An 11,955-nucleotide genomic window follows, 5' to 3' on the forward strand; every position below is an offset into this window, starting at 1 on the left:
GAATTTACATAAAGTTCCTTTGTTTTTATCCTCTAAACAAAAAGAAATCTTTTTTCATTGATTCTATTTCAGAATCATCATTTGTTATGATATAATCTATTGCTTTCTCTGTAAAGACCTTTCCCTTTTCTGTCAGCGATATAATTTTATTTTCTATCAAAATCATATTGTTTTTCTCTGCTAATTCCACAATAGATTTAGCTTTAACTTTATGCCAATTGATATGTTCATTTAAATGATTTATATGTCTTTCTCTTTCTTCACTATGATTATTTAAGTGTAGTAAAAAAGTAAGCAACTGTACTTCTTTTTGTTGTTGCTTATTCCTATACAAAACAGAAATTAAACCTTTATTAGGTGCAAACAAATACACCATTAGAAAAACAACTCCTAAGATAGTTGTCATCGATCCAGATATGGAAGCGTCTAACCAATGCGCAACCCAATAACCAATAATTGCCGACAATACTCCAAAGACAACAGATAACACTAACATCTTTTTTAAATCGTTAGTTAATAAATAAGCAGTAGCAGCCGGTGCAATCATTAAAGCAACTACCAAAATTGCTCCCACCGCATCAAATGCTCCAACTGTTGTTATAGATGCTACACTCATCAATCCATAATGAAGTATTGCTGGTGAAAAACCTAATGCTGTTGCCAATCCTTTATCGAAAGTACTTACTTTTAGCTCTTTAAAAAAAGCTAATAAAAGACCTAATGTAATTAATAAAATAGCCCCAATTATCCATAACGATTTTGGACCCAAATCCACATCATTGACTATTAGTCTATCAAAAGGTGCAAAAGCTAATTCACCTAACAAAACTGCATCAACATCTAAATGAACATCGTTTGCATTTTTAGCTATTAAAAGTACACCTATACTAAATAATGCAGGAAACACTAACCCTATTGCCGTATCTTCTTTAACTAGTTTTGTTTTTTGGATATATTCTACCAAGACAACCGTTATTATTCCTGACAAAGCTCCCATTAAAATAAGTAATGGAGAATTTAAATCGTGTGTAATAAAAAAACCAATTACCAACCCTGGCAAAATAGAATGACTTATAGCATCACTAATCAATGCCATTTTTCTTAGTACTAAAAACACTCCAGGTATTGCACAGGCAATTGCCACTAAGCTTGCTATTAATTGTATTTCTATCTGAGCACTACTCATTTTCTATATTTTGATTATATAAGTTTCCAGCAAATTGATAACCTTCTTCTGTCATTGACCACATTTTACCTTCAACTTTGATATACTTTTTCTCTTCTAACTTTTTTAAAGTTCCTCTTGTATATCCTTGAAAATTATTTAGAATTTTTACGGCATGGGGATGTGATTTATCTTCATGAGTTTTTACTAAATCAAACATAAAAGATAGTGTTTTGTGCAATTTCAAATCTCGTCGGTTTTTTAAAAAACGTATTTGACGAAATAACAAACCTCTTGTTGGTGAAAAAATAAATGAAATAACTACAAATATTGCTGCTACTAATACTATTACTGGGCCTGTTGATAAATTGGACTGACTTGCACTAATCCCAGTCCCAACAACACCTGCTAGTAAACCGAAAACCGCTGCTAGTATTACCATAGTACTTAAACTATTTGTCCATTGCCTTGCAGCAGCAGCTGGTGCCAATAACATAGCACTCATTAAAACTACTCCTACTGTTTGCAATCCTAAAACAATAGCTAAAACAATAAAACCAGTAATTAAAGCATCTATAAATTTTATATTGAAACCTAAGGTTTTCGCATAATCTGCATCAAATAATAGTAATTTAAACTCTTTCCAAAAAAGTAACAACACTAGTAAACAAACCCCAGTAACAATTACCATAAACCAAACATCCTTAACTAATAATGTTGCTGCTTGTCCAAATAAAAACTTATCTAAACCAGATTGATTTGCATTGGGTTGCTTCTGAATAAATGTTAATAACAACATTCCAAACCCAAAAAACACTGAAAGAATTAATCCTAAAGCTGTATCTGTTTTTAAATGTGTATTTCTAACGATTCCGCGAATCCAAAAAGCACCAATAAGACCACTAATCAATGCTCCTAACAATAACACATTTGTATCTTTTGTTCCTGTAATTAAAAACGCTATTGCAATTCCTGGTAAAGATGCGTGAGAAATTGCATCACCCAATAAACTTTGTTTTCTTAATACAGCAAAACTTCCTAACATTCCACAGATAGCTCCCAAAATTGCTGTACCAATTGTTATAGTACGAAGTGTATAATCGGAAAAAACGAGTTTAAAATATTCTTGTAAATCCATTATTGCTGCACACTTACTTTATAATTAATTCCGTAAGTCTTGGTTAAGTTATCATCATTGAATATTTCTTTAACAGGACCAGTAGCAATTTTCTTAACATTCAAAAAGGTTACCCAATCAAAATATTCAGGAACTGTCTGCAAATCATGATGTACTACAACTACGGTTTTTCCAGCTTTTCGTAACTCTTTCAGTATATTAATTATTGCTATTTCTGTAGTTGCATCTACACCCTGAAATGGTTCATCCATAAAATAGATTGAAGCATTTTGTACTAAAGCTCTTGCTAAAAAAACACGTTGTTGTTGCCCTCCTGAAAGTTGAGATATTTGCCTATTTTTAAATGGCAGCATTCCTACTTTTTCAAGCGCTTCTAATGCTGCTTTCTTTTGAGCTCCTCCCGGTCTTTTAATCCATCCTAAACTTCCATAAGTTCCCATCATTACAACATCTAATGCTGTTGTCGGGAAATCCCAATCTACACTTCCTTTTTGTGGAACATATGCTACCAACTTTCGCTGCTTCTCGTATGATTTCCCATATACAGAAACACTTCCAGCAATTGGATTTATAATCCCTAAGATTGATTTTATTAAAGTAGATTTCCCAGCTCCATTTGGCCCAACAATTGCCATTAAAACTCCTTCTGGTATAGCTAAGTCAATATCCCAAAGTACAGGTTTATAATTATAAGCTACTGTTAAATCGTCTACTGTTACTGCATATTTTGTTTCCATACTATTTCAATGCATCTATTATGGTATTTACATTGATTTTATACATACCGATGTAAGTCCCTTCTTTTGTTCCTGCATTTCCTAATGCATCAGAATATAATGTTCCTCCTATTGCAACTTCTTTTCCTTTTGACTTTACTGCTTCTTGCAAAGCTTCTATAGTTCTTTTAGGAACTGAACTTTCTACAAAAATGGCTTTAACATCATTGTCTATAATAAACTTTGCTAATTTTTGCACATCTTGAACTCCAGCCTCAGTTGCTGTTGATAAACCTTGTAATCCTACCACATTAAAATTATGCTGCCTTCCAAAATAATTAAATGCATCATGAGCTGTAACTAATATTCTTTTATCTATTGGTAACTCATTTATTTTTGCACTAATATCTTGATTCAACTCCTTTAATTTATTTAAATATTCTTCTCCATTACTTTTATAAAACACTGCATTTTTAGAATCTAGAGCTGATAGTTTATCAACCACATATAATGTAATCTTTATCCAATTATTAATATCAAACCATATGTGTGGATCATAATTTGATGCAAAAGCTTCAGATCCTATCAAAGTACTTTTATCTATAATATCAGAAACAGTAATTGTTTTTTTATTTTGATGCTTCATCTTTTCGAAAACTTCCTCTAGCTTTCCTTCTAAATGCAATCCATTATAAATAACCACATCTGCATTGAACAGCTTGGACACATCTCCTTCACTTGCTTTATATAAATGAGGATCAACACCTGCTCCCATTAAACCATTCACTTCAATTTTATCTCCTCCTATGTTTTTTACCAAATCGGTAATCATAGTAGTAGTGGTAACAACATTTAATTTATCGTTTTTCTGTTTTACCTTGTTATTACAACTTACCAGTATTAAAACTGCAATTAAGCCAACTATTCTTTTCATTTTAATTTTTTTGTATATAAATATTATTTGCCACTTTGTTTGAAATCGTCATTTCCTTTCCGTTTATTTTCACTAGGAACGAATCATCAAAAGGCTCTTTATCTAAAACTTCTATGTTTTTTCCTAAACCTATTTCTTGTTTATCTAAAAAACGTAAAAACTCAGAAGAAGTATCATTTACCCCTACACAAACTCCTTTCTCACTTTTCTCTAGTGTAGACAACAAGCTCTTTTGTATTTGTGGTAAATTCCCATCTTTATCAGGAATAGGGTCCCCATGTGGATCTCTCTTAGGATAGCCTAAAAATGAATCCAATTCATCAATTAATTTTGGCGATTTTATATGTTCTAATTGTTCGGCTACCTCGTGAACTTCATCCCAAGTAAAATTAAGCTTCTGTACTAAGAAAACTTCCCACAACCTATGTTTACGTATAATATTAGCCGCTGTTCTCTTCCCAAAATCTGTTAAAGTAACTCCTTGATACTTTTTATAAACCAACACTTCCTTATCAGATAACTTTTTAATCATATCTGTTACCGAAGAAGCTTTTGTTGCTAACTTCTTCGCTATAGCATTTGTACTAATTCCTTTATCAGATATTGCTGCTAAATGATAAATTGTTTTTATATAATTTTCTTCTGACTGACTAAACATTCTATTTTTTTGGTTCAACAAAAATACAAATTCTGTTTTAGATAAAATAATTTTTAGTCTTGTCTAAAAATTATTTTATATTTGCATAAAAATATATTACATGTGGTGCAAATAATTTTTAATTGCAACTTAGTTGCATTAATAATATATTTGCAAAAACATCACTTTACAATGAGAAAACAATTAGCTCTTTTAGCAATACTTTTTTTACAAATAACTTACTCTGCTTTTAGCCAGACTGTATCAGGAAAAATAACCTCAAATAACGAACCTGTACCATTTGCCTCTGTTTATATAAAAGATGGTACTATTGGAACAACTGCCAACGCAGATGGCTACTATGAATTGAATATCCCTGTTGGTAGAACTATTATTGAGGTAAGCTCTCAAGGGTTTAGAAAAACATCTAAACAAATAACAACTAAGCCAAATGAAAAAATTAATTTAAATTTTGAATTGTTTGAAGATGTATTAGGTTTAGACGAAGTGGTTATTAGTGCAACTAGAAACAGAGTAGAACGCAAAGAAACTCCTGTTGTTGTTTCAACTATAAAACCACGTTTATTAACAGCTACTCAATCTGCTTCTATGGCAGATGGTTTGAATTATGCACCAGGTGTCCGTGTAGAAACTAACTGTCAAAACTGTGGATTTACACAAGTCCGTTTAAATGGGTTAGACGGTGGTTATACCCAAGTATTATTAAATAGCAGACCTGTTTTTACATCGTTAATTGGTGTATACGGTTTAGAGCAAATCCCTACAAATATTATTGAACGAATTGAAGTTGTTAGAAGTGGAGGCTCTGCTTTATATGGTTCAAGCGCTATTGCAGGTACAGTAAATGTTATTACTAAAGATCCAGTTTTAAATACTTGGGAAATTGGCTCTAACTTCGCTTTTATTGATGGTAAATCAATCGATAGAACATTAACATTTAATACCTCTGTTGTTGCTGATGATTTAAATAGTGGCGTTTCATTATTCGGAATGAATAGAAATCGTGAAAGCCTTGATATAAATGGTGATGGTTTTACAGAACTAGTTAAATTAAAAAACACAACTGTTGGTGCTAAAGCTTTTGTAAAACCTACTGAAAAAAGTAGAATATCAGTCAATTTAAATTCTATAAAAGAATATAGACGAGGTGGTGACAAACTAAATCTTGCTCCTCAATTTACTGATATTACAGAAGAATTAGATCATGATACTTTCATTGGTGGAGCAGATTATGAAGTTTACAGCAAGGATGACTCTGGTAAATTTCAAATTTATACCTCTGCTTCTTATACAGATCGTGGTAGTTACTATGGTGGACTTGGCGGTGGAAGAACTAAACAAGATAGTATTTTAGCTAACAATGCTTTTGGAACTACTAAAGATTTAGCTTGGGTAAATGGTTTACAATACACAAAATCATTTAAAAATAAAGATATTTTAACAGTTGGAACGGAATATAACTTTACATCTACTGAAGATAAAATAGAAGGTTATAATCGTTTAGTTGATCAATCAGTGAAATCGTTAGGAGTTTACGGACAATACGAATGGAAACCTTCAGATAAGTTTACAGCTTTAATTGGTGCTCGTTTAGATAATGTTAATGTTGACGGAACTTATACTATAGGTACAATTTCCAGAAATGTTGATGTGAGTCAAACAACTTTATCTCCAAGATTAACCGTTTCTTATCAATTTACAAATGCCTTAAAATTTAGAGGTGGTTATGCAAGAGGTTTTAGAGCTCCACAAGCATTCAATGAAGATGTGCATATTTCTAGTGTTGGTGGAGAGCCACAATTTGTGATTCTTTCAGACAACTTAAAAACTGAGTTTTCAAACGCTTTTACTGGGTCATTAAACTATTCAAAAAGTATTAATTTATTACAATTAGATTTCTTGCTAGAAGGTTTTTATACAACATTAGAAAACCCTTTTACATTAGTAAGCACAGGTTCTACATTATCTAACGGTTCTATAGTAGAGGAAGTGAGGAATGGTTCTGGTGCAAAAGTATACGGAACTAATTTTGAATTTGGAATATCACCAAATCCAAAGTGGCAATTTCAGTTAGGAGGAACTATACAAGCATCTAAATATAATGAACCACAAATTTTATTTGAAACAGACGGAACTACTCCAGGAGAATCAAATATTGTGGTTAATGAATTTGTAAGAAACCCAAACTTTTATGGATATATAAATACTTCTTGGATTCCTAATAAAAAAATAAATATTGATCTTACAGGAACTTATACAGGTGGTATGACTGTTCCTAGAGTAATTAGTGATACAGGATTTTTACGACTAAATGAAGTGGAAGATTTCTTTGACTTGAATTTAAAATTAGAATCTCATATTGATTTCAATGATAATTTTATGACTACAATCTCAGCTGGTGTAAAAAACATGTTTAATGCTTATCAAAATGATTTTGATACAGGAGCTACTAGAGATTCAGATTATATTTATGGACCAAGTACTCCAAGAACATTCTTCGTTGGTATAAAATTTGGTAAATTCCATTAACCAATATTATAAAAAACATATAACAAGAACTTTTGAAAACATTAAAAAACAACATATTATTTCTTTTTTTCTTTGGATGCTTTGTCGTTAGTACCATCGCACAGAAACAAAAAGTGAATTGGATTTCTTTTGAGCAATTAGATGATTCTTTGGCTGTAAAACCTAAAAAAGTATTTATTTCATTTTATGCGGATTGGTGTGTTTATTGTAAAAAAATGAATAAAGTTGCTTTTAAAGACCCTAAAGTAATCTCTGTTCTAAACTCAGAATATTATGCTGTTAAAATGGATGCTGAAACAGAGAAGACTATAGAATTTGAAGGAAAAGAATATATTAATAATGAAATTGGAAAGAATAGAAAACCAATACATCAAATTCCATTATTATTAGCTTCAAGAAAAAATAGATCTTTTTCATTACCTGCTACAATAATTTTAAACAAAACATTTAAAGTTACCCAGCGTCATTTCGAATATTTATCTACTAAGAAAATGTTGAAAGTTTTAAAAACTAAAACAACTCTTTAATCAAGTACAGAATTGATGTCAAAAAACACATAATTCACATATAAAATACGAAAATTGTAAAAAAAGGAAAGCTCATTTTTAAGCTTTCCTTTTTTAGTAATATAAAATTAATGTCTTCATAACATTACAGTATTCTGTTAACATTTAAGAAACATTCTAATAAAACAAGCATAATTTACATGTAACATTAGCTTTACAATCTAGTTTCACATTTGCAGGGTATTTAAAGAACTCAAGTAATTATAATGAAAAAATTAATATTTATTACTCTTTTAAGCCTTTGCAATTTTGCATTTTCACAAAGCAAAGGAACTGTATCTGGTACCCTTACAGATAAAGAGATGAATGGAGAAGCATTACCTTTCGCTAATGTTTTTATAAAAGGAACCACTATTGGTGGAACTACCGATATGGACGGTAAATATACCTTAAATGTTCCTGCTGGAAATCAAACTATCGTATTTAGTTTTATTGGTTATCAAACAATAGAAAAAGCTATTGTTGTTAAAGCCGGAGAAACTTTAATTATAAACCAAGAACTAGGAGCTAACGAAGGAGTTACTTTAGACGAAGTAGAAATTAAAGCTACTACAAGTAAAGATAAAGCAAGTGCTTTATTACTTGAGCAAAAGAAAGCCGTAGTTATAAAAGAAAGTATTGGTGCAGAAGAATTATCTTCAAAAGGAATTTCAGATGCAGCTGGGGCTGTATCAAAAATATCTGGTGTTTCAAAACAAGAAGGTTCAAGCAATGTTTATGTACGTGGTTTAGGTGATCGTTATTTAAACACTACTATGAATGGTCTTTCATTACCATCAAATAATATTGCTAAGAAAAACATTGATTTGAATTTATTTCCATCTGACATTATTCAAAATGTATCTATTAGTAAAGCATATTCTTCTAGCTTTTATGGAGACTTTGCTGCTGGTAATATAGATGTTTCTTCAAAAGAATATAAAGGAAATGGTTTTGTAGAAATTAATCTTGGTTCGGGAGTTAACTCTAGAGCAATGGGAGAAGATTTCAAAAAAAGTGAAGGAACTGGGCATTTTGGTTATTACAATAGGTTTAAACACAATCCTTATGCCATAGTACTTTCTCATGGTGTTGACCCAGTAGATGCTGGTAGTCCAATTAATAATTCGATAGGTATTAACGCTGGTAAGTCTTTCGATTTTGAAGATGGTTCTAGATTAAGTCTTTTTGGTACTGCTTCTTTTAGTAGAGGTTTTGAGTATAGAGAAGGACCTGTTGTTGATTATTCCAATGTATTTAAAAAGCGTTTTCCTAACGCTAAAGAATATGCTTACAGTACTTCTACAACAGCTATGTTAAGTGCTTTATATAGAATTAATAGTGATCATAAATTAAAATACACTTCTCTTTTCTTAAACAATTCAGGAGATGAAGTTGGTTATTATGGTTTCAAAGGATTAGGGCAAAATAGAGATGCTTTAAGAGATACTGATAAAGGTTTCTATCAAATGAACGTTCAGTATAACCAAGATTTAGTTTTTGTAAATCAAATAACTGGTGATCATAGATTTGAAGATAATAAACTAAAACTAACATGGGGTATTGGTTATAACAATGTTTTTGCTCACGAACCAGATAGAAAAAGAATAAGTTTAGAAAACTTTCATTATTCATTAGATAATGATCCAAGTACAAACCCTATATTCTTTACAAATAACTCATTTGACAATCAACGTTACTTCCAAAAAATTATTGATGAAGAGTTAAACAGTAGAATAAATTTGACATATCAAGCTTCTGAAAAAGTTGCTTTAAACTTCGGTTATAATGGAAGAATTAAAGAAAGAGATTTCGAGAATATTAGATATGGTTATGATATTTTAAATAAGCAATTTGAAATAACTGATGTTAATAACTTCAATGCTATATTTAACATAAACAATGCTCAAATTTTCAAAAATCAAACTGGTAAAATATTCAGATTAGACGTTTTCAGAAAAATACCTGGCTATGAAAATAGTAATATTGCTAGTTTACCAGGTGTAAACGAAAACACTTATAATGGTGAATTAAGAGTACATGCAGGTTATGCCTCAGCTGAAATAAAAGCAGGTGAAAAGTGGGTAATTGTACCAGGAATTAGAGTTGAATCTTTTGCACAAGATATAAAATATAATGTAATAAACATCAACCCAAGTGATCCTGGTTTTAGAAATGCTTCAGAAACATTTTTCTTACCAAGTTTAAACCTTAAATATTCATTAAACGAAGATCAAAATTTACGTTTTAACTTTAGCCAAACTGTATCTGTTCCAGAATTTAAGGAAGTAGCTCCATTTATTTATGAAGGTATTGGACAGAGAATTGGAGGTAACCCAGATTTATTAGATGATCCTTCTTTCTCAAAGATATTTAATCTTGATTTAAAATATGAATGGTTTATTTCAAAAGATGAATTATTATCTATCGCTGCTTTTGGAAAACAAATTAACGATCCAGTAAACTTAGTAATAGCAAATAGTGCTGCAGGTAACCAACGTTATTTTAGAACTGGTGATAAAGCAACTGTTTTAGGAGTAGAGTTAGAAGCTCGTAAAAACTTAATTAAAAACGAAGACGAAGAAACATTAATCTCTGCTGGTTTTAACTTTACTTATATGCATACTAAGCAAGATTTAAAACAAAATATTACAGGAGTTTCTCGTTATAGCACAACGTTTAATAGAGATAGCGATGAACTTCAAGGAGCTTCACCAATATTAATCAATGCTAACATTAACTATAGTCCGGTAAACTTTAAAAACTATAAACCTATTACTTCTTTAGTTTTTTCTTATTTCTCTGACAGAATTGACGCTTTAGGGGCTGGTGCTTTAGGAAATATTATAGAAAAAGGAATACCAACTTTAGATTTCATTTGGAAAAATAAAATTGGTGAACAATGGGAAGTAAACTTAAATGCAAAGAATTTACTAGATCCATCAATTAAAAGAATTAGAGAAAACACCTCAATAGGTAATGTAGTTCTTTCAGAATACAAAAGAGGAACGAATATTAGCTTAGGTCTTAAATACAAATTTTAACAAAACACAACATATCTTAAACTTTAAAACAATGAAAAATAATTTTTTATTAGGATTAGCTTTAGCTGCTACTTTATTTACTTCATGTGGAGATGATGGTACAGCTGATATCATTATAAATGATAATAGCACAACTAACAACAATGGAGGAGGAACTCCTACAACTGGTCAAACAGTTGAATTAAAAGGAAACTATTCTTCTGATTTAACTTTAGATTCTTCAAAATCTTACCTTATAACTGGACCAACAATTTTTGAAAACGGTACTACTTTAACAATACCTGCTGGTACTGTTGTAAAGGCTGCTGCTACTGGTGCTGATGTATACTTAGCAATTGCTCAAGGCGCTAAGATTATGGCAGAAGGAACTTCTAGTCAACCAATTATTTTTACATCTAATGCAAATACACCAAACGCTGGTGATTGGGGTGGATTAATTTTATTAGGAAAAGCACCTATCAATTCAGTAGCTGGAGGAACTGCAACTTCTACTTCTGAGATTGCAAGCTTACCATATGGAGGAAACATTGCTGATGACAATTCAGGTATTTTAAGTTACGTAAGAGTTGAGTACTCTGGAGGTAAAGCTGATGGTCAGTCTGAAAATAATGGATTTTCTTTCTACGGTGTAGGTAACAAAACAAAAATAGAATACATCCAAATGTTTGAAGGAAAAGATGATGGAGTAGAATTCTTTGGTGGAACTGTAAACGTAGATTATGTTTCTGTTGTAAATGCTCAAGATGATTCTATCGATTGGACTGAAGGATATACTGGAACTATTACTAATGCTTATGTAAAGCACGGTGTTGATCACGATAAAGGAATTGAAGCTGATGGTTACAATACTGATATAGGAAACTTATCTAGTCCAAAATACTTTTCTAAGCCTACAGTTAACAACTTAACTATTGAAGGATTAGGTTCTGGTACTGGTAATGAAGCTATCCGCTTAAGAGCTGGTACACAAGCTATCTTTACAAATGTTTTATTAGTTGGTTTTGCTGAAGGATTTGACTTAGATGGTGATGCTACTGACAACCCAACTGGGGCAGGTGTAACTTCTGGAGATTTAAAAGCAAATGACGTTAAATTTGATGACGTTACTACTAAAATGAAAAACGATACAGGAGTTAGTTTTACAATGGCTGATTTCTTAACTGAAAACGCTGCTTCTGCTGGAACTGATTACGCTAGCTGGGGTGCAAGCTGGACAAGAAAATAAT

Annotated in this window: 9 protein-coding genes; 4 read left to right on the plus strand and 5 right to left on the minus strand. The window is 31.2% G+C overall.

The genetic code is table 11. From position 1 onward, the window contains the following. Nucleotides 1-25: 25 nt before the first annotated feature. Genes ACOQN8_RS04660 through ACOQN8_RS04680 form a run of 5 tightly spaced genes read right to left on the minus strand, consistent with a single transcriptional unit; the run spans nucleotide 26 to nucleotide 4,611 of the window. Entirely contained in the window at nucleotides 26-1,186 is a 1,161-nt protein-coding gene (locus ACOQN8_RS04660) for a metal ABC transporter permease (protein ID WP_420551794.1), read from the minus strand. Next, entirely contained in the window at nucleotides 1,179-2,303 is a 1,125-nt protein-coding gene (locus ACOQN8_RS04665; RefSeq protein ID WP_420551795.1) for a metal ABC transporter permease, read from the minus strand. The genes ACOQN8_RS04660 and ACOQN8_RS04665 overlap by 8 nt, the downstream gene beginning before the upstream one ends. Further along, on the minus strand, nucleotides 2,303-3,040 hold the full coding sequence (locus tag ACOQN8_RS04670) for a metal ABC transporter ATP-binding protein (RefSeq protein ID WP_150898361.1): 738 nt from the start codon (nucleotides 3,038-3,040) through the stop codon (nucleotides 2,303-2,305). The genes ACOQN8_RS04665 and ACOQN8_RS04670 overlap by 1 nt, the downstream gene beginning before the upstream one ends. A 1-nt stretch (nucleotide 3,041) precedes the next feature. After that, entirely contained in the window at nucleotides 3,042-3,953 is a 912-nt protein-coding gene (locus ACOQN8_RS04675) for a metal ABC transporter solute-binding protein, Zn/Mn family (protein WP_420551796.1), read from the minus strand. Nucleotide 3,954: 1 nt separating this feature from the next. Further along, nucleotides 3,955-4,611, minus strand: a complete 657-nt coding sequence (locus ACOQN8_RS04680; RefSeq protein ID WP_420552806.1) for a metal-dependent transcriptional regulator — start codon at nucleotides 4,609-4,611, stop codon at nucleotides 3,955-3,957. Nucleotides 4,612-4,782: 171 nt separating this feature from the next. Between ACOQN8_RS04680 and ACOQN8_RS04685 the strand changes: the two genes are divergently transcribed. The 4 genes from ACOQN8_RS04685 to ACOQN8_RS04700 all read left to right on the plus strand — a co-directional run bounded on the left by ACOQN8_RS04685 (nucleotide 4,783) and on the right by ACOQN8_RS04700 (nucleotide 11,954). Next, nucleotides 4,783-7,140 (plus strand): TonB-dependent receptor, encoded by a 2,358-nt coding sequence (locus ACOQN8_RS04685; RefSeq protein WP_420551797.1) that lies wholly within the window; start codon nucleotides 4,783-4,785, stop codon nucleotides 7,138-7,140. A 32-nt stretch (nucleotides 7,141-7,172) separates the two neighbouring features. Next, nucleotides 7,173-7,667 carry a thioredoxin family protein gene (locus tag ACOQN8_RS04690; RefSeq protein ID WP_420551798.1) on the plus strand — a complete coding sequence of 165 codons (495 nt, stop codon included), beginning with the start codon at nucleotides 7,173-7,175 and terminating at the stop codon, nucleotides 7,665-7,667. A 245-nt stretch (nucleotides 7,668-7,912) separates the two neighbouring features. Further along, nucleotides 7,913-10,729, plus strand: a complete 2,817-nt coding sequence (locus ACOQN8_RS04695; protein ID WP_420551799.1) for a TonB-dependent receptor — start codon at nucleotides 7,913-7,915, stop codon at nucleotides 10,727-10,729. A gap of 31 nt (nucleotides 10,730-10,760) precedes the next feature. Then, on the plus strand, nucleotides 10,761-11,954 hold the full coding sequence (locus ACOQN8_RS04700) for a multidrug transporter (protein ID WP_420551800.1): 1,194 nt from the start codon (nucleotides 10,761-10,763) through the stop codon (nucleotides 11,952-11,954). Nucleotide 11,955: the final 1 nt, after the last annotated feature.

Source organism: Tenacibaculum aiptasiae (assembly GCF_965221665.1).
GTDB lineage: Bacteria > Bacteroidota > Bacteroidia > Flavobacteriales > Flavobacteriaceae > Polaribacter > Polaribacter aiptasiae.

What these genes read in the sequence shown, in the direction of transcription:
- ACOQN8_RS04700 (WP_420551800.1), top strand. Translation starts at nt 10,761, where the DNA reads ATGAAAAATAATTTTTTATTAGGATTAGCTTTAGCTGCTACTTTATTT.
- ACOQN8_RS04695 (WP_420551799.1), top strand. Translation starts at nt 7,913, where the DNA reads ATGAAAAAATTAATATTTATTACTCTTTTAAGCCTTTGCAATTTTGCA.
- ACOQN8_RS04680 (WP_420552806.1), bottom strand. Translation starts at nt 4,611, where the DNA reads ATGTTTAGTCAGTCAGAAGAAAATTATATAAAAACAATTTATCATTTA.
- ACOQN8_RS04670 (WP_150898361.1), bottom strand. Translation starts at nt 3,040, where the DNA reads ATGGAAACAAAATATGCAGTAACAGTAGACGATTTAACAGTAGCTTAT.
- ACOQN8_RS04660 (WP_420551794.1), bottom strand. Translation starts at nt 1,186, where the DNA reads ATGAGTAGTGCTCAGATAGAAATACAATTAATAGCAAGCTTAGTGGCA.
- ACOQN8_RS04685 (WP_420551797.1), top strand. Translation starts at nt 4,783, where the DNA reads ATGAGAAAACAATTAGCTCTTTTAGCAATACTTTTTTTACAAATAACT.
- ACOQN8_RS04665 (WP_420551795.1), bottom strand. Translation starts at nt 2,303, where the DNA reads ATGGATTTACAAGAATATTTTAAACTCGTTTTTTCCGATTATACACTT.
- ACOQN8_RS04675 (WP_420551796.1), bottom strand. Translation starts at nt 3,953, where the DNA reads ATGAAAAGAATAGTTGGCTTAATTGCAGTTTTAATACTGGTAAGTTGT.